Source organism: Sphingomonas sp. CCH5-D11 (assembly GCF_001557395.1).
GTDB lineage: Bacteria > Pseudomonadota > Alphaproteobacteria > Sphingomonadales > Sphingomonadaceae > Sphingomonas.
Genome location: NZ_LSKH01000126.1, coordinates 1 through 24,852, shown reverse-complemented (window position 1 = coordinate 24,852; position 24,852 = coordinate 1). Strand labels below are relative to the sequence as shown.

Sequence of the window (24,852 nt, the reverse complement as noted above, 5' to 3'; positions counted from 1 at the left end):
TATGCCGCAAGGAAGGCATTGCCCAGAGCCTGTATTACACCTGGTCGAAGGAGTTTATGGAAGCGGGCAAGCGGCGCCTGGCGGGTGACACGGCTCGTGCCGCGACCAGCGGCGAGGTGCAGGACCTGCGCCGCGAAGCCCGTGCCCTGAAGGAATGCGTGGCCGACCTGACGCTCGAAAACCGTCTGCTCAAAAAAAGCATGATCGCGGATGGGGGCGACGACGAATGAGATATCCCGCATCCGAGAAGCTCGAGATCATCCGGATCGTCGAGCAGTCGCATCTGCCGGCGAAGCTCACCCTCGACAAGCTGGGGATCGCACGCCGGACGTTCTACCGATGGTACGACCGGTTCCTCGAAGGCGGACCGGAGGCGTTGGAAGATCGGCCATCGGCACCGAGCCGCGTGTGGAACCGGATCCCGCCTGACATCCATGATCAGATCATCGAACTGGCGCTGGAGCAGTCCGAGCTGAGCCCACGGGAGCTGGCGGTGCGCTTTACCGACGAAAGGCGTTACTTCGTGTCGGAAGCCACGGTTTACCGCCTTCTGAAGGCCCATGACCTGATCACCAGCCCGGCCTATGTGGTGATCAAGGCCGCCGATCAGTTCCACACCAAGACCACCCGGCCGAACGAGATGTGGCAGACCGACTTCACCTACTTCAAGATTATCGGGTGGGGCTGGATGTACCTGTCGACCGTGCTCGACGACTTCTCACGCTACATCATCGCCTGGAAGCTGTGCACCAACATGCGCGCCGAGGACGTGACCGACACGCTGGACATGGCACTGGCCGCATCGGGCTGCGACAGCGCCACGGTGCTGCACAAGCCAAGGCTGCTGTCGGACAATGGCCCCAGCTACATCGCCGGCGAACTGGCGGAATACATCGAGGCCCAGAAGATGAGCCATGTGCGCGGTGCCCCGCTACACCCGCAGACCCAGGGCAAGATCGAGCGCTGGCATCAGACCCTGAAAAACCGCATCCTGCTGGAAAACTACTTCCTGCCCGGCGACCTCGAGGCCCGGATCGAGGCCTTCGTCGAGCACTACAACCACCAGCGTTACCACGAGAGCCTCAGCAACGTGACGCCCGCCGATGCCTACTTCGGTAGGGCACCCGCCATCATCAAACAACGCGAAAGGATCAAACGACAGACCATCGAATATCGACGCTTGCAACACCGCAAGCTCGCCGCATAACATCAACCCCGAGACGAGGCCCGCACTCCGCTAATTTACGCCGCGAGTTGTGCCGAATGTTCTGACGACGGACAAGGTGCGTAGAAGCTGCTGCGAAAGCCCGTGAGACGGTGCGATGCACCGTCAAGGTCGCGCCCGCCCCATAAAGTAACAACGCGGACTTTTGAGGCTTCAGCCGGTGTCATGACCGTTTCAGGCCGGTGCACTTATGATCGCGAGGCGGGCGCGTGCGGATCAACGCACAATCCTTTTACGCGCCCGCCCCGAAAGCCCTCAGGCAAAATAGGGCTCTCTATTGCGTCACCGCGAAGCCGGCCTTCTCTATGGCCCGCTTGAGTTGCTGTACATCGGCCGTCGAGCTTACCGAAACGGTCTTGCTCGCCAAGTCGACGTTGACGACGGCCTTGGCATCGACGCGCTGAAGCGCGCTGGTCACACCGCGCGCACAGCCTCCGCAGGTCATTCCCTGAACTTTGAAATCGATCATCTTCGTTCTTCCATGAGGTGGATGAAGCAGATGTGGGGTTTGACACTGTGTCAGGGTCAAGGGGTGTATTTAGCTGTTGACCTTGACACGATGTGAGGGACGATAAGGCCATCGACTCAGTAGTGGAGACGACCATGAGCGCCCCGGCGCAGCTGCCAATGCAGACACAGGCGAGAAGCGAAGACAGGCTGTCGCTGGCCATCGATGGCATGACCTGCGCGACGTGTGTCGGGCGGGTGGAGCGCGCCATCGCCGGGGTGCCGGGCGTCGCCGGCGTCTCGGTCAATCTCGCGACGGAGCGCGCGAACGTCGAGTTCGTCGATGGACGATCCGATGTCGCTGCCGTAGCCGATGCGGTTCTTGCGGCGGGCTACACCCCGTTGACGCAAACGACCGAGTTGACGATCACGGGCATGACCTGCGCCTCATGTGTCGGCCGGGTCGAGAAGGCGCTGCTGAAAGTGCCCGGCGTCCGCTCCGCGAGTGTCAACCTGGCAGCCGAGACGGCGCGGATCGAAACGGTGGGTGGCGTCCCCACTTATGTCTTGGTCGAGGCCGTCGAAAGCGCTGGTTACACCGCATTCGCGCGCACCGGATCGGCGGAGGCGGAACGAAGCGCCGAGGACGCCCGCCGCGACGCAGCCGCAACAAGAGAGCTCCGCCACGTGCTGATCGCCGCGGCGCTGTCGCTGCCGCTGGTCGTTCCGATGCTGCTGGCCCCGTTCGGTATCGAGGTGGCGGTGCCGGGCTGGATCCAGCTGCTGCTCGCGACGCCCGTGCAGTTCTGGCTGGGCGCGCGCTTCTATCGCGCGGGTTGGAAGGCCGCGCGCGCCCGAACCGGCAACATGGACCTGTTGGTCGCGATCGGCACATCGGCCGCCTACGGGCTCAGCCTCTACCAGCTGCTGTTCGCGCCGATGCACGGCATGGATGCGCATTATTACTTCGAGGCTTCGGCCGTCGTCATCACCCTTATCCTGCTCGGCAAATGGCTCGAAGGCCGCGCCAAGCGTCAGACCGGAGAGGCGATCCGCGCGCTGATGGCGCTGCGGCCCGACCAGGCTCGCGTTGTCGGCACCGACGGCAGCGAACGAGAGATTGCCCTGGCGGAGGTGCGCTCGGGTGACCGCGTCCGCGTCCGGCCCGGCGAGCGCATCCCCGTCGATGGACGACTGATCGAGGGAGCAACCCATGTCGATGAATCCATGCTCACCGGAGAGAGCCTTCCGGTCGCCAAGGCCGCTGGAGACCCAGTGACCGGCGGATCGATCAACGCGGACGGCCTCATCCTGGTCGAGACGACGGCGGTGGGGGCTGAGACCACCCTCGCTCGCATCGTGCGCCTTGTCGAAAGCGCGCAGGGCGCCAAGGCTCCGATCCAGCGGCTCGTCGACAAGGTCAGCGCCGTGTTCGTGCCAATCGTCCTCGTCATAGCCGCGCTGACCCTCGCCGGCTGGCTGATCGCCGGCGCCGGAGTGGAAGTCGCGATCCTGAACGCGGTCGCGGTGCTCGTCATCGCCTGTCCGTGCGCGCTCGGCCTGGCCACGCCGACCGCGATCATGGCCGGCACGGGCGTTGCCGCGCGGGCCGGTGTCCTCATCAAGGACGCGGAGGCGCTGGAGACCGCGCACCGCATCAACATCGTCGCGTTCGACAAGACCGGCACGCTGACCGAGGGCAAGCCCTCGCTGCTGGCCGCACTGCCGGCCGAGGGGGCCGAACGCGCCGAGCTGATCGCGCTCGCCGCGGCGCTTCAGGCTGGAAGCGAGCATCCGCTCGCCCGGGCCGTCTTGGCGTGGGCCAGCTCGGAAGGCGTCGAACCCGCCCGCGCCAACGGGATGCGCGGCCTGCCCGGCCGCGGGGTTGCTGCAGACGTCAACGGCCGCAACCTGATCCTCGGCAGCACGCGCTTGATGGACGACGAAGCTATCGTGATGACACCGCTGGCGAGTGAGGCGGCCAGGCTGGAAGCCGAGGGACGGACGGTCTCCTGGGTCGCGGAACGCGCGCCCGAACGCCGCCTTCTCGGCCTTCTGGCGTTCGGCGACGAGGTCAAGGCTTCCGCCGCTGCTGCCGTGGCGGCGCTGCATGGCCGTGGCATACGCAGCGTGATGCTGACCGGAGACAATGCGGGAAGCGCCCGCGCAGCGGCGGCCAAGCTCGGCATCGACGATTTCGTTGCCAATGTCCTGCCGGAAGGAAAGTCGGATGCGGTAGCAGCATTGCGGGGCGGGGACCGCACGGTCGCGATGGTCGGGGACGGCGTCAACGACGCCCCTGCCCTCGCTGCAGCAGATGTCGGCATCGCCATGTCAACCGGAACAGACGTTGCGATGCACGCAGCGGGCATCACGCTGATGCGGGGCGATCCGCGCCTGGTCGCGGACGCGATCGACATCTCCAAACGGACATATTCCAAGATCCGCCAGGGGCTGTTCTGGGCGTTCATCTACAACCTGGTCGGCATCCCGCTGGCAGCGTTCGGGTATCTAAGCCCGGTGATCGCCGGCGCGGCGATGGCGCTGTCGAGTGTCAGCGTCGTCGCCAATGCTCTGACGCTTCGCCGTTGGCGTCCGACAGCGGCTTGAGGAGGCGATACGTGAATATAGGACAGGCGGCCAAAGCTTCGGGCGTCAGCCAGCGGATGATCCGCCATTATGAGGCGATCGGCCTCATTCCGAAGGCCACGCGGCGTGATTCCGGCTACCGCGACTATGACGAACGCGAAGTCCACATGTTGCGCTTCATCGGCCGCGCACGCGATCTGGGCTTTCCAATTTCGGAGATCGGCCAGCTCGTCGCGCTGTGGCAGGACGGCGATCGGGCGAGTGGTGAGGTCAAGGCCCTCGCGCTTGCACGAGCCGCGGAGATGGAGCGCAAGGAGCACGAGCTCCGAGCGATGCGCAAGTCGCTCGAAGATCTGGCGCGTCGCTGCGCGGGCGGAGATCGACCGGATTGCCCGATCCTGGACGATCTTGCGATCGGAGTGGAACATGTGAGTCTGCGTTGCGCTAAAGAAAAGGGTTGACCTTGGACCATGGTCCGAGCCGCAAGGACGGTGAAGTCCCGACCCCGGCGAGGGAAAGCGCCAAGAACCGCGTATATACAAGGGGAGGGGGGCGCATATGGAAGGAAAGACAATGCATCAGATCGATCCCGAGATGAAGGCGTGCATGGACGCCTGCCATGAATGCCACATCACCTGCCTTCACATGGCGATGAATCACTGCCTGGAGGCGGGCGGGCGACACGTCGAGCCTCAGCACATGAAGCTGATGCTGGACTGTGCTCAGATTTGCAGTGTCGCGATCGACTTCATGGCGCGCAAGTCCGAGCACCACCGGCATATCTGCCGCGAGTGCGCCGAGATTTGCCGGGCGTGCGCGTCGAGCTGCGAAGGGCTGGACGGCATGGAGGATTGCGTCGCCGCGTGTCGCAAGTGCGCCGACGCTTGCGACAAGATGGCCGCGTAAATGGCCCGAGGGCGGCGCTTTCCCCGCCGCCCTCCCGTTACATTGCGAGCCAAGGCGCGTGAGACGGTGCGATGCACGGTCAGGGTTGGCAGCAACGCTTTAGAGAGGGGCGTCACCTGCCCTGCCGCTAGGCTAGCGGCCCGCCCGTCCGCGGCTTGGCGCGGCGGTTCCAGGCGAACCCGATCATGATCGCGGCAAGCATCAGGAGTTGTGCCAGCACCGACTGAAATGTCGGGAACAGGCCCAACATCGAGATACGTGGCACGCTGGCGAGCGGCGCTATGTCGATGATCCCCGCCTCTTGGAGAGCAGCGACTCCCTTACCGGCCAGCACGACCGTCAGAGCGGCCATCAGCCATGAGCTGTAGCGGAAGAACTGCGTAATCGGCAGCGTCCGGCTGTAGCGGAGCATTGCCCAGGCGATGACGGCGAGAAGGCTGATCGCTGCGCCGGCCCCGGCCAGCAGCATCGCGGTGTTCCCCTGTGTCGAGAGCGCGGCGTAGAAAAGGATCGTCTCGAATACCTCCCGATAGACAACCAGGAATGCGAGCCCGAACAGGAACCATCCCGACCCGCCCGATAGCGCCCGTGACATTTTCTCGCGGATATAGCGTTGCCATTGATCAGCTTGTGCCTTGCCGTGCATCCAGATTCCGACCGAGAGCAGGACCACGGCCGCGAACAGCGAGCCGAACCCTTCCGTCAGTTCCCGGCTCGCGCCGCTTATACCGATCGCATAGGTGGCAACCGCCCAGGTAATCCCGCCGGCGACGAGCGCGCCGACCCAGCCACCATGCACATAGCGCATGGCTTCCGGCCGCTCCGCTTTGCGGAGGAACGCAATCATGGCCACCACGATCAAGAGAGCTTCCAGCCCTTCGCGCAGCAGGATCGTGAAGGCTCCCAAGAAGGTGGACGCCTGCGTCGCGGCGTCGGGCGCGAGCGCGGCCTCGGCATCATCGAACAGGCCGCCCAGCACTGCCACTCGTTCGGTCACGTCATCGGCTGACGTGCTGCTCTCCACAGCGGCGCGATATTCTCCCATCGCGCCTTCGATCCGGGACATGAGGTTCGGGTCGCGCGCCGAGAGCGTCGGTTCGATCGGCTCGAACCCGTCGAGGTAGGCGGACAGCGCCAGTTCCTTTGCAGCGCGCCGGTCGCCGCGCTGGAACGCGGCGAGGCTTTGCGCAAGCTTGGCGCGCGCCACGGCGAGCGGGCTTGGGGCTTGTTGCATCACCTGATCGGGGTGGCGACGCAGATAGGCGAGCACCGCGTCGGCTTTCACCTGCCCGATGCTGCCCGCAAGCGCGGCGGGGGTGAGCGCGACCAGGGTTTTCAGGTCGGGAATTCGTGCCCGCAAGCTCGCGTCCGACTTCCACAGCCGCTCACCCTCGACCGCTTGTGCGTCGGTGGAGGCGAAGCTGCCGGAGCGGAACGCGAGCGCCCAGCGCTGATCGCTAGACAGATCGACGAAGCTCTGCATCGCGGTTCCGTCGATGCCTTGGCTTATCACCTGATAGAGCGCGAACACGCTGCGCTGGCGCGCTCGCTCGGCATCAGTAAAGGCGATCGGTGGCGGGTCGAGCTTGGCGGCGTCGGGACCGTGCCCGTTGCCTGTCATGCCGTGGCAGGACGCGCAGGATTGTCGAAAAACCGCTCCTGCTGTGGAGATGTCCGGTGTCTTGTCCGGGGCGAGCGGAACCGGATAGGCCTTGAGCAGATCGGCGGCGAGCCCGTAGGCGAGCGCCGCGACCTGTTGGGCCGAGCCCTTGCGGGCAATCACGCCTTGGAGCTGCGAAGCCCGTTGGATCAGGGATTGCCGCTCAGGTGTCGCAGGGAGCGCGCGCAGGCGGGTGGACACGCCTGCGGCGAACTCCGTCATCTCCGCGTATTCGGACGCACTTGTGACCGCGCCGTTGGCGACCGCACCGCCATAATCGACCGCCATATAATCGAGCAGACGCCAAGCGGTTTGCACGTCGCCGGGATCGGCCGTCGCCGCAGCGGGAATCAACAGCAGCATAAGCGACGCGACCAGCGCGAGTGCAGGCTTAATCAGCGCGACCCGAAGTGACGGCATATGGGTGATCGTCTCCAAGCTTTACTCGTCGCGCACTATGCGAACAGCTCTCATTAGCAGTATTGGGCGGAGGGCGCGATCACCAAGGCAGCCGATGATGAACATCGCCGCGTCAACGGGCGATCGTCGCCGGCGACAGATCGTGACCGTGAACCAGTCCCGATTGAACGACGCAAGAAAGCGGCGACGAAGGCACGCGAGACGGTGCGATGCGCGATCAAGGTCCGCAATGGAGCCAGCAGTGATCGAGGATACTTTCAGATCACGTACTTGTCCCAGCCTGCATAATGCTCGGCGCTGCGCTTCCCCCTTGGAAAGCTGAGGCCGACGAGCGCAATGCCCGCTACGACCGAGGCCACGGCACCAAGGTGACCAACGCCGTCCAGGAGGAAAGGCGCGGCCACGAGCCAGGCTCCGAACGCGACATTGATCAGCCGCAGCACGCGGGCAACCTCCGCTGTGGCGATGATCGCGACCGTGATGACCAGCGCACCCACAACGTGATCGCTGTTCGCCATCCCGCCTTCCGTGCCGAACAATACCCGGGTGAGCATCAGCAGGACGCCGATGACGATGCTCGCAGTCAGCGTCCATGGCAGGGTCAGACCCTTCTTCGCGTCCGCCCAGAAGGTGCTTGGCGAGGCCATCGCGTCCGAGGTGTCCTCTCCGCCGGCCGCGATCGCGTCGCCTTGGAAGAAGGTGCGGATCAGCGGTTTGCCTTGCCGGCGCGCCCAGAGAAGGAACTGACCCATCGCAATCACCTCGTCGAGCGCGAACGGGATCATGATCAGCATGGCGAGCGCGGCGATCAGCGCCAGCGTGCTCCACGTGCCGATGACGATCGGCTGGCTGATGATGAAGTAGATGCTGACGACGCCGAGCGGGATGACCAGAATGCCGAAGAAGGTCACCATCCACGGCATGGTGCGCCAGCGATCGCGGGTTCCCATCACTGCCATCAGGATCTCGAGCACGTAGCTGATGGTGCCGAGACCGCCGTCGGCGATCGGCCACGCCTTCGACATGTCGGAAGTGATGATTTCCTCAGTGCCGTTGCGCGGGTCGGTCAGCGATCCGACGAAGAACGGCTCCCAGGCTGTATCGATGTGCCCGAGCTGGTAAGCGGTCAGGATGCGCGAGGTGAGAAGGCCGATCAGGCCCATGGCGACGATCGGCAGCCGCTGCGCGTCAGTGGACGGCGAATAGGTCCAGCCAGGCGGGATGTTCTTGGGGTCCATCATGCCCGCCATGCTCATGCCCGGCATCATCGGCACGAGCACCGACAGGGCAATCACGGCCGAGCCGATGAGCAGGTTGTTGTTGTACTGAGCAGCGCTCGGGCTCCAGAAGATTAGCGGGGCGAAGAACAGCCAAATGCCGACGAACGCCACCGCCCATTGCGCCCAGGTCTTGGTCCTGGCCGACAGCGACAGCGCACCGAACAGCGCGATGGCGAGGCCGCTGACGACATCGCTAATGGCCAGCGCGTTCGCCCGCCACTCAATCGACGGCAACCCGCGATCAATCGTTACGAAGCGCGCGGCCTCGCCGACGCTCTGCGTGGTCACGGAGTCGTATATGAGCGGGCTGGAGGCGAGCCACAGCCCAAGACCGATGTTCGCGTAAAGAGCCCAGCGCGCACGGCGCTCGTCCCGGTCCATTATGGCCATGTGATCGCCGTGTGCACCGTGGCCGGACATCGCCATGTCCGCCGCGCCAGGGCCGTGCCCCATGGCTGCATGGTCCATGCTACTATGGTCCACAGCCCCGTGATCCATACCGGCCATCCCGGCGCCTGCCGCCGTAGGTTGATGGCTCGGCGCTACAGGTTCGGCCTCTGGCTTATCGTGCCAGGCAACCAGGTTCTCGTTGAGCTTGTTGTTCCGATACCAGGCCCGCGGATGGCGCTTCAACGCCGCAACGATCGCGGGCAGCGTGTCGCGGAGACTATGTTTCGGCTCCCATCCGAGCAGCGAACGCGCGCGGGAGATATCGAGGATATAGTGGTCGTTGCTGCTGTCGATCATCCAGGGCTGGATGAAGTCGTCGCTGCCGAGCGCTTCGTTCTGTAGGATGATCCCGGCTTTCGCGAGCGGCTGCGGAATCCGGATCGTCTTCCAGCCCTCGCCGTGGAGCGCCTCGCCGACGATGTCCTGGATCTCGGCATAGCCGGGCGCGTCGGGCTCGCCGATGAGCAGTGGCAGCTCCGCCGGAAGTTCGTGCCGCCGATCGACCAGGCGAAGCACGGCATCGGCCAAATCGTCGCGGTGCACCGATGACTGTGCCGCACACAGCATGCCGGGATAAAAGTGCGAGATCAGACGGTGCTCGTAAATCTGCGATATCTGCTGCGCAAGAAACGCCGAGCGTCCGTCGTCGTCGTAAACTCCGGCGGCGCGCATATAGACGACCGGGATGTTCCCGTGATGCTCATGCAGCAACGCCTCGCCATCGACTTTGGACTGTGGGTACGCCCAGGACGCACCGATCGGGGAGTCCTCGTTGATGCGCTCGTCGGGTGTGGAAGTCGGCTTATGAACCAGCATCGTGCTGGCGAAGACGAATTGCTCGACCTCGAACGATTGCAGCCCGTCAATCAGCCGGCGGGTGCCCTGCACGGTGACCTTGTCATAGAGCGGATTGGGATCGCCCGTAATATCGTAATAGGCGGCTAGGTGGATCACAGAGGCGATGCGGTTGCCGTACCGCGCGCGCACCTCTTCGAGCGCGGCGCCCACCGCCTCGTCAGAGCCGAGATCGAAGTCGATTGCCGCCGCGGGCGGCGGCGGGTCTGGAGGACCGGCACGATCAAGGCCGACAACCGTGTAGCGCTCGCTAAGCTTGGCGATCAACGCGGCCGCGATGAAGCCGCTCGCGCCCGTGATGAGGACGACTTCGCCACCCTGGCCGCTGCCGGCTTCACTGCGTTTGCCATCGTTCATGACTTTGCCACCCTTGTTCATTCATCTCTGAAAACACTGACAGGCCCACCCGGACCAACCCTCTCGCACGCCCAGCTTTGCAGCGCGACGCGGCCTTCCCGCAAGCGCCTGTGGGCGACTTAGGGCGTCGGACACGTAAGCTCAGTCCAAGCGGGGGGTGTCTTGGGAGGCGAGGGTTAAGCCGCGTAAGTGGGTAAAAGAAGGTGGAAGGCCTGAGCGGCGCTTGCGTGGACGGTTGGTCCATAGCGCTTACATGCCCGACGCGGGTGGCGCGAGGGTGCCTAGCCATGCCACGAGCGCCAGGATGCCGATCACGCAGGCTGTCTCGACCGCAAGGCTGGCCCGCAGCGCCGTAAGCGCCCCGCCATGGTCGTTCATGGCAATCGAGCGCTCGAAGGCCGGCGTGAGGCGGAAACGATTGAGTGAAGCGAGCCCCAGCATCGCTGCGAACAAGACCAGTTTGGCGAGCAGCAGCAGGCCGTAGAGTGTCGTCCCCAAGGCCGTGAAATTGGTCGGCCCGACGAGCAGCCAACTATTGATCAAACCAGTTACCACCAGGGTAACAACAACGAGCGTACCAACGGAGCCAAACCCGTGCAGGGCGCGATGGGTCAGCCGAAGGTGCGCAGCATCGATCTCCTCGGCGCGCCGCGCCATCAGGAGAAGCAATCCGAACAGCGCCCCGACCCACAGACCGGCAGCAAGGAGATGGAGGATGTCCGCAGTGAGGTGAAGCCATCCCGTGCTTCCCTCGCTCGCGGCACCATGCCCGTTCCACGCGAGTGTCGCCAATGCCGCGGCTGCCGCAATCATGGCCATAGCCAGCCATGATGCTCTGCCTCGCGCCAGCAGGGCTGCACCGCCGGCGATGACGAGCGCCACCATACGCACCTTCCAGGCGGTGCCAACCGCCGACCCTCCGAGCAGCGCGGCCGCAGCAGCCTGATCGATCGGCCAGAACGGAGATCCGGCCATCGCCGAGGCCATGAGGATCAGGCCAGCGGCCGAGAGAAGCAACCCGAGCGCCGCGCTTGCCGTGAGCCAAGGCCGCAGCGCGATTGCATCATCGCGCTCGCCAAGGCGAAGGCCGTAGAGGCTGAAGGCCGACAGGCCGAACAGCGCCGCCAGGACCAGGTACAACGCCAAGCGGATGGCGACGGTCGGCCAGTCGAGCATTCGCTCACTTCACCGTGAAATTGTAGCTGCCGGTGATTTTATGTGTGTCGCCAGAGACGACCTGCCAGTCGACGCTGTAGCGTCCACGCGGGAGACGCTGCTTCGGGGTGATGGTGAGCGTCCGGCCATCGGCGCCGACTGCGGCGCTGCTGGGCATTTTCATGGCCGCCATGCCCGGCATCGCTGCCATGGTAAGGTCGGCCTTGGAGAAAGCCGGCACGAGTTTCTCGCTGAACTGAAGGCTGATCTTCTCGGGGGTCGCGACGGCCGCGTTGGCGGCGGGGCTGGAGGACACCAGCTTCGGGTGCGCGTTCGCCACGCCGCCTGCGAAGAATAAGGCCGCGGCGGCAGTCGTGATGAACAAGCGACGCATCAGGGTAATCTCCATTTCGATTGGGTTCACCTGTATTACGCAGCCGGGCGGGTCACCCCTCACGATCTTTTTCGTGCCGACGCACCGCTCTCGATGAGGGGCCGGCGGTGGCGGCGCGTATTCAGAAGGGAGCATGGGGCGCTTTTCACCGCGTCTCCTCTCGAGACGAACTGTGGCCGCGGGCCTGGACGGGCGCATGCGCGGGGTAATGATGAGGTTGCGATTGACCGATCAAGGCTGGACGGGCGACCCCGAGGAGGTCATCGACTGTCTGATTGTGGGCGGCGGTCCAGCGGGCCTCATGACCGCGATCTATCTGTCGCGGTTTCTCAGGAGCTGCGTCGTCTATGACGCGGCGGCAGGGCGCGTCGCCTCCATCCCGCACTCGCGCAACCTGCCAGGATTTCCCGGAGGCATTTCCGGCGTCGCGTTTCTTGCGCGATTGCAGGCTCAGCTGCGCGAATATGGCGGTACGGTCCAGAGAGGTGAGATTGACGCAATCGTCGCGTCAGGCGACCACTTCTCGGCAAGCTGCGAACTGAACGTCCTGTATGCGCGGACCGTTGTCCTTGCGACGGGCGTCGTCAACCGGCGTCCCGAGATGCCTGATGCGATGCATGACATCGGCGTGGCGCGTGGGCTTCTCCGCTATTGCCCGATCTGCGATGGTTATGAGGCCCGGCGCATGAACGTGGCGGTGCTCGGCGGCGATGGTCATGGTGCTGAAGAAGCCGAATTCCTGAGGGCTTATGGGGCCAAGGTCACGCTTCTGGCCGAACGCTCGCTCGATCTTGGGCCGACCGAACTTGCCAAGCTGGACCAGCAGGGCATTGATGTCGCCCCCTCGCCTGTCGGGCAGTTGCGTCTTGGCGAGTGTGTCGAGGTGAGGCTGGCCAATGGCTTGGAGCTACAATTCGACACGCTTTACCCCGCACTCGGCTCATCACCTCGGACGCGGCTTGCCTCTTTGCTCGGAGCACAGCTCAGCGAATCCGGGTGCGTGCTAACCAATGCCCACCAACAAACCTCGGTTAAGGGTCTCTACGCAGTCGGCGACGTCGTGGAAGGGCTCGATCAGATCAGCGTCGCAGCCGGACAAGCGGCGATCGCTGCGACCGCAATTCATAACCTGTTGCGCGACCGCGACAGTGGATTGTCATCCGCCCTCGCCGGGCTGTATTCCGCTCGGAGCGTACCGCCGACGTAGCGGGAGCCATTGGCGGTGCGACGAGCGAACACCGCCAACAAAGCGCTGATCGCCGGCTCGCTTGTCATCTTCTTCGGCTGCTTCGCGCTTATTCGTATCCACACGACGATCGGCGACACGGCCTTTCTCCGTTCGATGATCCCGTACCACGATCCCGTGGCTCGCGCGCGAGTGCATCGAGACAGTGTGCTATTATCAGGGTCGGGGTTCCTCGACACGCCCGAGCGGAGCCGGGATCGCTGGCGGCATCCTACGGCACGAAGGTCGGCGCTGCCGCATTCTCCTTCGAACCGCGCCAACACGCGAGCGGCTACTAAGCGTCGGGCCCCTCAGAACGCCAAGTGGTTTATTCCGCCATGCATGAAGGTTCCGCCGAGGAACCCCTGAATTGAGATCGCGAGCGTCATCAGGCCAAGCACCACCCAATACAACGACCGCGACCGCTCGGGACCCTTGCGGTGGCGGGCTGCCATCCAAGCCAGCACGACGCCGAAGACCGCGATCGATGTTCCGAGCCAGCGATGCGTCATCAGGATAGGGTTGCGGTCGGTCAGGTAGAACCCGCCTGCGAACCAGCCCAGGAACGCCGCTGCGATCGCTCCCAGCGCGCCGACCACCAGCATTATGTGTGCGACATGCTGATAGTCCCGGTTGCGGCGCCATAACCCGAACAGCTCTAACCCGAACGCGCCGATGAACATGGCGATGGGAAAATGAATGACCATGGTGTGCAGCCGGCCCAGCCAGCTCACAAGCCGTTCGCCGAAACTCTTGTTCTTGTTGGCGGTCTCCTCGTGCATGCCGCCCATGTCCATGTCGTCGCCGGCGATGTCGCGGCCACCCATGTTCATGTCCACAGTCGACATAGAGCCCATGCCCATGTGGCCGTCGCCAGCGTCCGCCCCATCTGCTTTCTGCGTCTCGGCTGCGCTGTTAGCGACCGGCCCGGGACCCGCCCCGAGCGCATTGTGATCTTCGTGCGCCGATGCCGACGTGCTGACTGATATTGCAACCGCAAGAAGTATAGCGAAGGTCCCGCCTCGTTTGCCGCCCATCACCTGACCCCTTGATCCGTGTTCATCCATTCCCGTTTACGCACGCCCGCCTTCTCCCCTCACCCGCCCACTAGCTCTTTCCGTGAGACTTTTCGTCTGCTTCGACGCGAACTGGATGGAGGAGTCACGCTGGCAGCGGCAGGCGCGTCCTGCCGGCCCTAACCAGAAAAATCGCCGATCAGCTGCCGTGGCGGGCGAACAAGCGGCGTCCGCCGGTGCCGAAGGCGACCACGTCATAGGCCTGCGCCTTGACGCCCGGCACTTCCATTCCCGGCGAGCCGAGCGGCATACCGCCGACCGCCAGGCCCCGCACGCCCTTGGGCCGGGTCGCAAGAGCCCGCTTCATGTCGGCGATCGGCACGTGGCCCTCGAAAGCCATGCCATCGGCGATCGCGGTGTGGCAGGACGAGAGGTCCGCGGGAACGCCCGCGCGCTTCTGCAGCGCCGGGCGGTTAGAATCATCGACGACGCGCACCTGCCGGCCGAGCTGCTGCTGCACCTGCGCCGCCCACTTGGCGCAACAGCCGCAGCCGGGGTCGCGGTGCATAACGATCGGGGTAGCCGCGCTGGCGGCAACCGGAACCAACAAGGCTGCGGCAGTAAGCGCAAATCGCAACGCTGACTTCATGGAAGAATCTCCTTGGTCATTCCTCCCGTTGCTCGCTGGGGGCGGGAGGAATGAGGCTTATTACTGAGGACGCTTGCCCATCGACCGGAGCATCGCCTGGAGTTCACCGATGCTCTTGTTCTGCTCGGCAATCGATTTCTGAGCCATTTGCCGGGTCTTCGCATCGGGCGACTCCCGGAGAACGATCTGCGACATGGCGATCGCACCGCGGTGATGCTCGATCATCTTGCGGACCCACGTCTCGCTCGCATTAGCGCCCTTGGCCTTCATCATCTTTTCATGCATCGCCATTTCGGCGGGCATGAAGGGCGTGTTCATGCCAGGCATGTTGTCGTGGTTCATGCCTTGCATTTTCGAGTGGTCCATGCCCTGCTGAGCCAAAGCGGGGCTCGCCGACATCGCGGCCAGAGCCAGAAGCGTTACTGCCTTGAACATCGATTTCTCCTTCTTGGCCTTGGCCAACGCAACAAGACTAGTTGGCCTTAGAACCATGTGCGAATGCCCAGAACGAGGCTGGTCGACGCCGCGCCCTGGCCTTCGGCGCGCGCGAAGCGGGCTGTGTCCCCGAAGCTGCGGTCGTACGATATGCCCACATAGGGCGCGAACTCGCGCCTGATCTCGTAGCGGAGACGCAGACCGAGTTCGGCCGTGGAAAGGCCTGAGCCGATGCCGATTTCCGGCACGTCCTGCGCGGCGAAGTTGAGTTCGGCGCGTGGCTGAAGAACCAGCCGCTGCGTGATCCGCTGATCGTAATAACCTTCCAGGCGCCCCAGCAGGTCGCCCTTGTTGGACAGGAACAGTGCGCCCTCGACATCGAAGAAGCCGGGTGCCAGCGTTTCGAAGCCGACCGACGCATAGACGCGCGAGGGGTTGGGCTTGAAATCGTAGCGGACGCCAAGCTGTATATCGGTGTATGGGCCAATGGCGCGCGAATAAAGCGCCTGTACCTCCGCCGCTTCCAGACTTCCCCCGATATTCCCTTCGCCCTCGGTCTTGAGCACCAGCCGGTTGATATCACCCCCATACCAGGCACTGCCGTCCCACCGGTAACCATCGCGACCGTCCCGGATCTGGACTTCAGCCAGATTGAATATGACCTGGGAGAAATTCTGCCCGCCGTGCATCGACCGCAGATGCTGCTGCGAATGCGCCATAGCAGCGGCAGAGTAGACCTGGTCCGCGGCCCGATCGGTCGGGATGGGCGGCGGCGGAGCGGTGCCGGCCTGAAGGTTGGTGCCGATCATCGCCGCGCCCGTGGCTGAGGGCATGCTTCCCATGCCGTGTCCCGGCATGCCTTGCATCGCGCCCGAACTTTGGCCCATTCCCGGCATCGATCCATGGTCCATGCCTTGCATAGCACCTGGCTCAGCGGGGTTGGCGCCGCCGGACGCACCTGGCATCGCGGACATGTCGTGCCCCGAACTGGCATCAGGTTTGGCTTCAGGCATATTCATACCGGGCATGGCGGACATGTCATGACCGGCGTGAGGATCAGCAACAGCCGGTCCACCGACCGGAGGCTTGGCGGACCGACTTGCGGCAGGCTTGGCCCCCGATCCCGCCTTCGCGCGCGGTGTCGACCTGGCGGCAGGCTTCGCGGACTCCTTGTGCACGGCGGGCTTGGTCGCTGAGGGCTTCTTGGCGGCAGGCTTTTTTACCGCTGGCGCCTTTGGCGGCGGCATCTTCATGCCGGGCATGTTGGAATGGTCCATCTGCGCGGCCGCCGGCGTTGCGAGGCCAAGCGCCGCGCCGCCGGCGATCAAGAGGAACTTAGGCTGCATCGCGGTTCTCCTCGCCCATCGGGCGAACCGTCACGACACGCATCATCCCCGCGGTCATGTGATAGAGATTGTGGCAGTGGAACGCCCAGTCGCCGGGCGCATCGGCCGTTACGTCGAATGTCATCTTACCGCCGGGCGCCACATTCACCGTGTGCTTGCGAGGCGCGAAGTCGCCATGTCCGGTCACCAGCTCGAAGAAGTGGCCGTGCAAATGAATTGGGTGCGGCATCATCGTGTCATTGACCAGGGTGACGCGCGCGCGCTCGTCCTTGCGGAACGGGATGGGGTCGGCAGGGTCGCTCATCTTCTGGCCGTCAAAGCCCCACATGTAGCGCTCCATATTGCCCGTCAGGTGGATCTCCAACTGACGCGACGGGGCGCGAACGTCCGGGTTGCGGTCGAGCGCGACAAGATCGCGATAAGTGAGCACGCGATGATCCGCGTCCTCCAGCCCCTGCGGCGGCTCGCCCGTGCGGTCCTTCGGCATCGGCGAGATGGTCTGCACTCCCGGCCCCATCTTGACGCCGGGCGCGTTCTTGGGGTTGCGCATGTTCATGTCCATGCTGCCGCCTGACCCATGATCCATCCCGGCCATGCCGCCGCTGCTCATCTGACCATGGTCCATGCCCGCCATCCCGGCAGCGCCCGCCGCCATTTGGCTATGGTCCATCCCAGGCATAGCGCCGCTCATCTGGTCGCCCCCCATCCCAGCCATGCTGGCCATCGCAGCGCCTATCGCCTTCGTTCCGTGATCGGTGGGCTCTTTCCACCCGGTGAGCTTCCACAGGTTGCGCGAGGCATTCTGCATCAACGTGGGATCCGGCCCGCGCTTTGCGACCGGGTTCTCGTCCGCCATACCGGACATCCCCTCCATCCCGCTCATGCCGCTCATGTCCATGCCCATGTCGGTCATGGTCAGCAACGTGCGTGGGCGGAGCGGCGGGACCGGGGCGATCATGCCCTCGCGCGGGGCCAGTGTCGCGCGCCCCATGCCGGATCGGTCGATCGCCTCGGAAACGAAGCTGTAGGCGCGGTCCTCGGGCGTCACGATCACGTCGAAGGTTTCCGCGACGCCGATCTGGAATTCGTCCACGGTTACCGGCCGGACGTTCTGGCCGTCGGCCTGCACCACCGTCATCGGCAGGTCAGGGATGCGCACGTTGAAGTTCGTCTGCGCCGCGGCATTGACGATGCGCAGCCGAACCCGCTCGCCCGGTCGGAAGAGACCCGTCCAGTTGTCGTAAGGTCCAAAGCCATTGACCAGGAAGGTGTAGGTCGAACCAGTGACGTCCGCGATGTCCGCCGGGTCCATCCGCATCTGCCCCCAATCGAGGCGATCCTTAAGGCGCATTTCGCGGCCGGCCAGCAGCCCACTCAGCGTCGGGCGTTGATAGTTGAAATAGGCGCCGCCCATCTGCTTGAGCTTGCGAAAGATTTCCTCGCCCGTCATTTCGCTATGGTCGGAGAGGACGATCACATGCTCGCGGTCGAACGCGACTGGGTCGGCCCCCGCCGGATCAATCACGATGGGTCCGTAGAGTCCTGCCTGCTCCTGCTCGCCCGAGTGGCTGTGATACCAGTAGGTGCCGGACTGCAAGATCGGGAACTCGTACACAAAGGTCGAACGCGCCTTGATGCCGGGGAAGCTGATCCCGGGTACGCCGTCCATTTGGAACGGCAGAATGAGCCCGTGCCAGTGGATCGAGCTATCTTCGTCGAGGTTGTTGGTCACCGCAAGGCGGACCTTCTGGCCCTCTTTGAGGCGGACGAGTGGTGCCGGGACCGTGCCGTTTACCCCGATCGCGGGCGTGGTGATCCCGTCCATGACCAGCTTCATTCGGTCGATGGTCAGCGCGATGTTTGTGCCCGACACGGTCGGCAGGGGTTTGGCGATACCGCGCGACACAGGTTGCGCCCAAGCTGGCAAGTAGGCCGACATGGCCAAGGTGCCGCCGAGCGCGGCGGTTCCGCGCATTACGTCGCGCCGGTTCAGTTTGCGGCTCATGCCGTTCCTTCGCTCCAAGTTCATGGCTTGCGGCCGGCGACCCGGGGGAGGGCCGCCGACCTTACCTTTCACTACGCGCGAACCGGCCCATCCCCTCACACTAAGTCGAGATTTTTCGACAATCTTTCACGCGCGCGCCGGAGTCGCATCTCCACGGCCTTGCCGCTGATCCCCAGCGCGGCCGCGGTCTCCCCCTGGGACAGTCCTTCCACGGTCCGCAGCAAAAGCGTCTCCTTGAGCGTGGCCGGCAGCTCGGACACCGCGCGCGAAAGCCGCGCAAGCTCTGCGCGATCGAAGGTTACCGCGTCGGCACCTGGCGCCTCGTCCCGCCCACTCTCCATGGTCTCGGGCGGCAGCGAAGAGGCGAACGATAGTATCTGGCGTATGCGCCGCCGCCTGTGCCAGTCGCGGCTCTTGTTGATCGCCACGCGGGTCAGCCACGCAGCGAGCGGTCGCTCTCCGTCATACTTTCGCAAGTTCTGAAAGGCGGCCACGAAGCATTCCTGAGTGAGGTCAAGCGCCTCTTCGGCGTCGCCGATATGCGAGCGGATCAGGCGGTAGACCGGTTTTTGGTGCCGCCGCATGATCTCAGCGAACGCAGCCTGACGTCCGCCGAGCGTCAAGGCGGCGAGTTCGCCGTCCGTGCAGGCCGCGAGATCGAGGCTCACCGCGCGTCTGCGGTCAGCGCCTTCACCACCGCGCGGTCGAACGCCGTCGTCTGATCCGGCCGCAGGATCTGCCGCATCGCGAACATATGGTTCAACGTCTCCTTTTGGAGCTCACCCATCGCGCCGTGCGAACGATCGACGGCCGCCGCGACCTGCGGCCCGTTACCATGTTCGGCCTCGATGGCGGCGGCGAGCCGGGCGTTGTCGGCTCTGAGCTCCAGCTCCAAGGCACGCCTTCGAACGGCGAAGTGAGACTCCAGCGCCTGGAGCTTAGTCCGTTGAGCTTCGTCTAGCTCGAGCCCGTCGTGGAGCAAGCTGTGAAGCTCAACGCCCGGGCTTGGCGGGGACGGGAACAACTCACGTCCAGCCCAAACGCCTGCGACCGCCGCCACGAACGCGATGATGGCGATCAGCATCGCCCTCCGGTCGCCGCTCGTCACTGGAACGCGAGCAAGGTCGAAGGCGCTAGCGGCATGGCAGGCCCGAAGGGTGTTAGCGTCGGCACCTGCGCAGTCGCCGCTGTGGACGACAATCCGCCGCCCACCACTCCCAAGGCGACTGCGCCTAGCGCTGCCAGCATGCCGGATCGCAGCGCCACTACGCCACCCGCGCGGCGCTCCGCCGCGATCAGTCGCATGACTTCGCCTTCCAGTTCAGCGAGCCGGGGATCAAGCGGTTGCTCGCCAAGGCGGCGCAACGCGCTGTCTAAATCCATGTCCATGGTCATTCCTCCGCCGTCCTCACATCCATTACGCACGGCCGGCGAACACCCCTCCAATCTGGAGTGAACGAATGCCACACGCCCCTCGGCGCGACTGCGCACTCTTCCATTGCGTCCAATCGCTCGCAGCTGGCTACGCAGCCGACAATCCACGCGTCCCGCTGTTCAAATTCCTTGGCAACTCTGTTTGCAGGCCGAGCGCGCCACTGAGCGGACGCCGCGGCGTTAGAAATAGAGGAGCCGGGCGACACCGGTCGGCACGGCTCTTCCGCTGTTTACAAATGAATGTGCTATCTCTTGGAAACCCTAGGGGCTGTTGAAAAACGTGCCGCTGGTAGCCGGGTCCGGTTGGGGGCGGAATGACACCCCAAAGCATAGCGATCCCGTCTCGCATGGGATCGAGAAATGGGAAAGTGACTATCCCTCCCGTTGCGGCGGCAGCCTTCGATATGTCGCTTTTACTTTCCCGGCCGCAAGCCATCTGGGTAGTCGTTCATTGTACCTCGGCGCACAGCGATATGGAAGAACCCAGATCGCCGCACGATCGCTTCAGCCTTACGAACGCAACTAGCTGCCCGCTTGTCGTCTGAAACCAAATCGATTTTCCGTTGCTTATCTGGCAATTCTCTTAACCAATCGCGAACTTCTCGCTCTTTCGACATGACCATATCTTGGATTTGAAAATGGCATACCCCCTCTTCGACATGAACATAAACGGGATAGCCAAGAGACTGTCCTGCTAACGATAGCGCCAGTGCCATGTATGTATTGGTCATGCGTACACGCCTAACACGTATGATCGGCTCCGCAATAATGCTGTCTGCTCGCCGCCTATTCCCGATTGGGAAGGCGCAGCGAGAAAGCTGGGCAGGATCGTTCTCTTGATGCGCCTAGGGGAGCTACTTTCTCGAAATCTGTTCCCGATTGAGTTTTCTCAAAACAGCCCGTCGTACATGGGAAAGCGGGAATATTTCTGCACGGCAAATGGCCGGTTTCGAAACGCCGAGACGATTTACTGAACGGCAGGATTTGGGCGGTTCCTGCCGTCGCCGTCAAACGCTGGTATGCCGGTCAGCGTCAGAGTGTCCGGCAGCGCACGGTTTTGACGGCTTGCCGGACAAGATCGGCGCGCAACGGGTTTACGGACACGTTCTGTTCGCTCCTAGCGTACGCAAAACTCACTTTCGTGTCGTGACCCCAATGTGAGCATGAGGGCACCGATATCGAGCAAGCTACGCTGAATGCGAGCACAGCGTCGTTGAGCGCGAGCACGCGCGGTCGCCCGTTCTCACCAAGCGTGAGCAGGAATCTACGCTGATTGCGAGCAAGACAAGCTGTAAGCGTGGCCTGAGGGCCGCCTTGCCCGTTTGGCCGTAGCCGGGATGCTTATCGTCTTTGACGAGGGCGCGGGCGGTGCGGGAAGTTTTCGGTTCTGAGACTGGTCGTACGAGCGCTCGACGGCCTCGGTGGAGGTGGAGGCGATCCGCGAGCGGTGGGCCGGGATGGTCAACAGCGCGCTGGAACACGCCCAGGTAGCCGAGCGGGTCGATCACCGCAGTTACGAGCGTCAGGGGCTGGATATCGAACCGACCGTGAAGATGGGCCATGCGTCGGCCGCGATCGAGCGGCGCGCGTCGGCCGAGCAGATCGCGGCCGGCAAGGAGCCGCACGCCGTTACCCCGCGCGGGCAGATGAACGAGGCGATCATGGAGAAGCGGGGGCTGGGCTTCTACATCGAGCGTGGTCAGGAGCGGATACGGGAGTGGTCCCACCAACTCCGCGAGCGTGCCGATCTAGCGATGCAGGGCATGTCCAGCTTGGTCCAGGGCGCAGCGCGGGCGATGCGATCGGGGCTACAGACCAGCAGCGAGGGCGGGTTCGGGGCGGTGCCGGCGCTCGACCAGTCACCCCAGCGCGACCAGGTGCCGGCGATTGAGCTGGACCAATCGGGGCAGCGTGGGCGCGATCGGCAGCGAGAGCAGGAGCTAGACCGTCAGCGTGGACGTGACGGGCCGGATATCGGGTTCGGGCGGTAGGGTCGCTGTCGAAGAATCGTTTTCGGCAGAGTGTAAGGTAATGCTTGACAAATGTCAGGAAATGCCTTACAATGTGTCTATGATTAAAACATACACCAGCAAGGCGCTCGAAGCCTTCGCCACCAAGGGAGATGGCTCAAAACTTCCCGTCCAGAACCACAACCGCGTTCGCCGCATCCTGCTCACGCTGGATGCTGCCACGAAGCCCGAGGACATGAATGTTCCGGGCTTTCGCTTTCATGGGTTGAGCACCAAGCCCAAACGATATGCGGTCGATGCCAGCGGCAATTACCGGGTCACATGGGCTTGGGATGACGGCGATGCGATCGACGTGAACATCGAGGACTATCACTAGGAGGGTGTCCCCCCTCCTAAAAATCTGTCAGTCATTGCTTGACATGTAAGGCTTTAGTTTACACATAGGACTTACACAGAGACGCATGATGATCCGGGATCGGCCCGGACAGGAGACAGATGATGAACCAGCTCGTATCCGGCCTTGCCCCGATGCACCCCGGTGAGCTGCTGCGGGAGGACATTCTGCCCGCGCTCAACAAGCCCAAGGCGGAGATCGCCAGGCTGATCGAGGTGTCGCGGCAGACCCTCTACGATATCCTCGCTGAAAAGCAGGATGTCACCCCGACTATGGCGCTTCGGATCGGCAAGCTCACCGGCACCACGCCCGAAATGTGGGTGAACATGCAGCGCAATTACGACCTGCGCGTGCAGGCCGTGAAGGATGCCGATATCATCGCGCGTATCCCGACCTTGGAAGCCGCCTGATCCTTTCTCGATTTCCCGTCGAGGTCGAGCCATTTCGGGAAAAGTGAATTGGGAACAAATTCTGGGAAAAGCCCGCCTCGCCGCCCGCTTTACGCCGACAGCGAGGCGGGCTCTCTCATACGCCCTCGTTTCAGAGAAGCGCAGGTCGGACCTGCAAAAAGGGCTTGCAATGTAGGATTCTAAATCGTTCACCCTTTGTTCCGCACTCATGGTGAGTCGGGCTTGGGTGGTCCGCCGCAACGGTCGGGCCGTCCATGCTGTAGATGATCGTCATCAGGAGAATGCATGCGTACGTTGCTTACCGTCATTTCGGCCCTTCTCTGCACCACGCCGCTCGCGGCGCAGGAGATGAAGGCTCCCCCACTCCCGACACCGCAAAACTCCAAGGGGTCGGGCAAGGACCTCCAGGTCGAGTACCTAGCCCAGCAATACGGTATCTCGGCCGCGGAGGCGGCAGAGCGTGTCGACGTCCTCCGCGATGTCCAGCAAATCGTGGACGTCGCGGTCGCCAGCGATCCGGACGGCTTCGCGGGCCTGTGGGTGGAGCACACGCCGACGTTCAAGATCATCGTCGCATTCACCGGCCAGGACGAGCGCAAGGCGTTCCTGGATCAGATTCCGGCGAAGCTGCGGCGCTATGTGCAGCTGCGCAACGCGACCAAATCGCTCGCGGCGGCGCAGCAGGACCTGGATGCGATCTTGAAGGCCATCACCGCCGCCAAGCTTCCCTTCGAGACGTATTTCGAGCCGAGAAGCCAGAATTATGTCGTCACGGTGAAAGACCAAGCGGCTGCTCAGACGGCCCGGGGCTTGATCCCCCCGACGTTGCGCTCGGCCGTGAAGGTCGAGGTGGGGCCGATTCTACAAACCTTCCAGACCAACGTGCGGCCAGGCGATGCGGTCTATGGCGGATGGGAGCTGGTCGACTCGACCGGGCGCGCGACCTGTAGTTACGGTTTCGCCGGAAGGGACAGCAACGGCCGGGACTCGATCCTGACCGCCGCCCACTGCCGGACGAACCCGCCCTACGTGGTCGGGTCCGATGGTAGCCACCTGGTGCAACTGCCGGCCGCAACGGAGACGCGTTATGGCGACCTCTATGATTTCCGTTATCATCCGGTGGTCGGCCTTAGCACCGGGTACTGGGTCTATTTCCAGAACTCCAAGGCGGTGACCGATTACCCGTCCTACGTGAACACGGTTCCGGGCTTCTATGGAGATGGCTATTTCACCACCCGGGGTACGCTCAAGCAGTCGTCCTACAACTCGAACCACTATATCGGAATGCCCGTGTGCAAGAGCGGCATGACGACCGGCTTCACCTGCGGCACCGTCCAGTCAAGCTCGGTGTCGGGCACCGATGATCGAGGCGTGAGTTATTCGAGCTTCGTGAAGGTCAGCGGATCGAGCCAGCAGGTGATCGCCTTCGGCGGCGACAGCGGGGCGCCTGTATTCTCATACCCGAACGGCTCGTACGAGATCGTCGCCTATGGCATTCTCAAGGGAGGCAGCACCGACGCTTATGGGCGTCCCTGCACCGGGAGCGCTTGTTCGTTCTCATATATGCCGATCGATCGGGTGAACGACAGGGTTCCCTTCCTGATCCACACCACCCAAGGGCTATTGGTGCCTTGAGCGCCCGAGCGGTCCCGATGATGTTGGCGTTAGGGGCGCTCGCCGCCTGTAACGCTGACCGGGAGAAGAAGGTATGGCCGTTCGCGGTTGGCCAAAGCTCGGGCGTGACGGTCGTGACCGAGCTGCCGGAGGCCGCGAACCGGTTGCGGAACGCCACACGGGATTATGGCACCTTCTTCGTGAAGGATGGCTGCCTTCAGGTCCGCGTCGGCTCCACCGTCCTGACGCCGGTCCTGCCGCTAGGATCGACCCTCGACGCTCGCGGCGACGCGATCGTCGTGGGAGGTAGGCGGTTTCCGATCGGGCGGGAGTACAGCCTGCCCTTTGCTTCGGAGGTCGGCGCCGAAGCCGGCGAGGCGGCCGCCTCGATCGGCTTGCCCGATAGATGCTCTCAACGGCTCCTTAGCATGGGCTCGCCCGGGTAGGTGTAGGGGCTTGCAATCGTAGCGGTGTCTGCTCGCCAACAGCGCTATTTCCTGCTCACGCTATCTGCCACTGGCGCGTGGCACCGTGCTCGAATTAGCTGCCAATGTGCTCGCCTGTCAATCGGCGTCCAAAAAGGACCCCCTATCGGCGTGCAAAAGGGACCCCCTTC

Annotated in this window: 23 protein-coding genes and 2 pseudogenes; 11 read left to right on the top strand and 14 right to left on the bottom strand. The window is 63.8% G+C overall.

Annotation, left to right across the window (positions count from 1 at the left end):
- A pseudogene (locus AX702_RS08195) lies at positions 1 to 1,207 on the top strand (IS3 family transposase); the annotation flags it as partial.
- 292 nt (positions 1,208 to 1,499) lie between these two features.
- On the opposite strand, the gene AX702_RS08190 reads toward AX702_RS08195, so the two are convergent.
- Positions 1,500 to 1,694, bottom strand: a complete 195-nt coding sequence (locus AX702_RS08190; protein ID WP_066706735.1) for a heavy-metal-associated domain-containing protein — start codon at positions 1,692 to 1,694, stop codon at positions 1,500 to 1,502.
- 134 nt (positions 1,695 to 1,828) lie between these two features.
- Between AX702_RS08190 and AX702_RS08185 the strand changes: the two genes are divergently transcribed.
- From AX702_RS08185 to AX702_RS08175, 3 genes are all read left to right on the top strand, one after another.
- Positions 1,829 to 4,282 (top strand): heavy metal translocating P-type ATPase, encoded by a 2,454-nt coding sequence (locus AX702_RS08185; RefSeq protein ID WP_269430554.1) that lies wholly within the window; start codon positions 1,829 to 1,831, stop codon positions 4,280 to 4,282.
- Positions 4,283 to 4,293: 11 nt separating this feature from the next.
- The gene (cueR, locus tag AX702_RS08180; RefSeq protein ID WP_082731082.1) at positions 4,294 to 4,722 is read left to right on the top strand and encodes a Cu(I)-responsive transcriptional regulator; all 429 of its coding nucleotides are present in this window, start codon (positions 4,294 to 4,296) and stop codon (positions 4,720 to 4,722) included.
- Between the two features lie 112 nt (positions 4,723 to 4,834).
- Complete coding sequence (locus tag AX702_RS08175) at positions 4,835 to 5,167, top strand: four-helix bundle copper-binding protein (RefSeq protein WP_066760088.1); 333 nt, start codon at positions 4,835 to 4,837, stop codon at positions 5,165 to 5,167.
- Between the two features lie 127 nt (positions 5,168 to 5,294).
- On the opposite strand, the gene AX702_RS08170 is transcribed toward AX702_RS08175, so the two are convergent.
- From AX702_RS08170 to copC, 4 genes are all read right to left on the bottom strand, one after another.
- Complete coding sequence (locus AX702_RS08170; RefSeq protein ID WP_046407128.1) at positions 5,295 to 7,247, bottom strand: cytochrome c/FTR1 family iron permease; 1,953 nt, start codon at positions 7,245 to 7,247, stop codon at positions 5,295 to 5,297.
- A 257-nt stretch (positions 7,248 to 7,504) separates the two neighbouring features.
- The gene (locus AX702_RS08165) at positions 7,505 to 10,189 is read right to left on the bottom strand and encodes a vitamin K epoxide reductase family protein (protein ID WP_066778383.1); all 2,685 of its coding nucleotides are present in this window, start codon (positions 10,187 to 10,189) and stop codon (positions 7,505 to 7,507) included.
- Between the two features lie 249 nt (positions 10,190 to 10,438).
- Positions 10,439 to 11,365, bottom strand: a complete 927-nt coding sequence (gene copD, locus AX702_RS08160; RefSeq protein ID WP_066778374.1) for a copper homeostasis membrane protein CopD — start codon at positions 11,363 to 11,365, stop codon at positions 10,439 to 10,441.
- 4 nt (positions 11,366 to 11,369) lie between these two features.
- The gene (gene copC, locus AX702_RS08155; protein ID WP_066778377.1) at positions 11,370 to 11,738 is read right to left on the bottom strand and encodes a copper homeostasis periplasmic binding protein CopC; all 369 of its coding nucleotides are present in this window, start codon (positions 11,736 to 11,738) and stop codon (positions 11,370 to 11,372) included.
- 223 nt (positions 11,739 to 11,961) lie between these two features.
- Between copC and AX702_RS08150 the strand changes: the two genes are divergently transcribed.
- A complete protein-coding gene (locus tag AX702_RS08150) occupies positions 11,962 to 12,945 on the top strand; it encodes an NAD(P)/FAD-dependent oxidoreductase (RefSeq protein WP_231731777.1) in 984 nt (327 codons plus the stop codon).
- Between the two features lie 24 nt (positions 12,946 to 12,969).
- Positions 12,970 to 13,095, top strand: a pseudogene (locus AX702_RS22860) (DUF305 domain-containing protein); the annotation flags it as partial.
- 179 nt (positions 13,096 to 13,274) lie between these two features.
- On the opposite strand, the gene AX702_RS08145 reads toward AX702_RS22860, so the two are convergent.
- The 9 genes from AX702_RS08145 to AX702_RS22010 form a co-directional block, all read right to left on the bottom strand.
- Complete coding sequence (locus AX702_RS08145; RefSeq protein WP_205499320.1) at positions 13,275 to 14,000, bottom strand: DUF2231 domain-containing protein; 726 nt, start codon at positions 13,998 to 14,000, stop codon at positions 13,275 to 13,277.
- A 178-nt stretch (positions 14,001 to 14,178) separates the two neighbouring features.
- Complete coding sequence (locus tag AX702_RS08140) at positions 14,179 to 14,628, bottom strand: DUF411 domain-containing protein (RefSeq protein WP_004212951.1); 450 nt, start codon at positions 14,626 to 14,628, stop codon at positions 14,179 to 14,181.
- 60 nt (positions 14,629 to 14,688) lie between these two features.
- Positions 14,689 to 15,063 (bottom strand): DUF305 domain-containing protein, encoded by a 375-nt coding sequence (locus AX702_RS08135; RefSeq protein ID WP_066486611.1) that lies wholly within the window; start codon positions 15,061 to 15,063, stop codon positions 14,689 to 14,691.
- A gap of 47 nt (positions 15,064 to 15,110) precedes the next feature.
- Entirely contained in the window at positions 15,111 to 16,409 is a 1,299-nt protein-coding gene (locus tag AX702_RS08130; protein ID WP_066486608.1) for a copper resistance protein B, read from the bottom strand.
- A complete protein-coding gene (locus AX702_RS08125) occupies positions 16,399 to 18,414 on the bottom strand; it encodes a copper resistance system multicopper oxidase (RefSeq protein WP_066778372.1) in 2,016 nt (671 codons plus the stop codon). The genes AX702_RS08130 and AX702_RS08125 overlap by 11 nt, the downstream gene beginning before the upstream one ends.
- Before the next feature lie 95 nt (positions 18,415 to 18,509).
- A complete protein-coding gene (locus AX702_RS08120; protein ID WP_046407140.1) occupies positions 18,510 to 19,082 on the bottom strand; it encodes an RNA polymerase sigma factor in 573 nt (190 codons plus the stop codon).
- Positions 19,079 to 19,498: a periplasmic heavy metal sensor gene (locus AX702_RS08115; RefSeq protein WP_046407154.1), complete on the bottom strand. Its 420-nt coding sequence runs from the start codon at positions 19,496 to 19,498 to the stop codon at positions 19,079 to 19,081. Before AX702_RS08115 ends, AX702_RS08120 begins: the two co-directional genes overlap by 4 nt.
- Positions 19,499 to 19,518: 20 nt before the next feature.
- Positions 19,519 to 19,803: a hypothetical protein gene (locus AX702_RS08110; protein ID WP_007407013.1), complete on the bottom strand. Its 285-nt coding sequence runs from the start codon at positions 19,801 to 19,803 to the stop codon at positions 19,519 to 19,521.
- 458 nt (positions 19,804 to 20,261) lie between these two features.
- Complete coding sequence (locus tag AX702_RS22010; RefSeq protein ID WP_125962618.1) at positions 20,262 to 20,579, bottom strand: hypothetical protein; 318 nt, start codon at positions 20,577 to 20,579, stop codon at positions 20,262 to 20,264.
- A 690-nt stretch (positions 20,580 to 21,269) separates the two neighbouring features.
- Between AX702_RS22010 and AX702_RS08105 the strand changes: the two genes are divergently transcribed.
- The 5 genes from AX702_RS08105 to AX702_RS08085 all read left to right on the top strand — a co-directional run bounded on the left by AX702_RS08105 (position 21,270) and on the right by AX702_RS08085 (position 24,682).
- A complete protein-coding gene (locus AX702_RS08105) occupies positions 21,270 to 21,839 on the top strand; it encodes a MobA/MobL family protein (protein WP_066778371.1) in 570 nt (189 codons plus the stop codon).
- 40 nt (positions 21,840 to 21,879) lie between these two features.
- Positions 21,880 to 22,194 carry a type II toxin-antitoxin system RelE/ParE family toxin gene (locus tag AX702_RS08100; RefSeq protein WP_079246893.1) on the top strand — a complete coding sequence of 105 codons (315 nt, stop codon included), beginning with the start codon at positions 21,880 to 21,882 and terminating at the stop codon, positions 22,192 to 22,194.
- Between the two features lie 122 nt (positions 22,195 to 22,316).
- A complete protein-coding gene (locus AX702_RS08095) occupies positions 22,317 to 22,622 on the top strand; it encodes a HigA family addiction module antitoxin (protein WP_205499322.1) in 306 nt (101 codons plus the stop codon).
- 294 nt (positions 22,623 to 22,916) lie between these two features.
- Positions 22,917 to 24,257: a S1 family peptidase gene (locus tag AX702_RS08090; RefSeq protein ID WP_156455409.1), complete on the top strand. Its 1,341-nt coding sequence runs from the start codon at positions 22,917 to 22,919 to the stop codon at positions 24,255 to 24,257.
- 17 nt (positions 24,258 to 24,274) lie between these two features.
- Positions 24,275 to 24,682 (top strand): hypothetical protein, encoded by a 408-nt coding sequence (locus tag AX702_RS08085; protein ID WP_047867216.1) that lies wholly within the window; start codon positions 24,275 to 24,277, stop codon positions 24,680 to 24,682.
- Positions 24,683 to 24,852 lie beyond the last annotated feature (170 nt).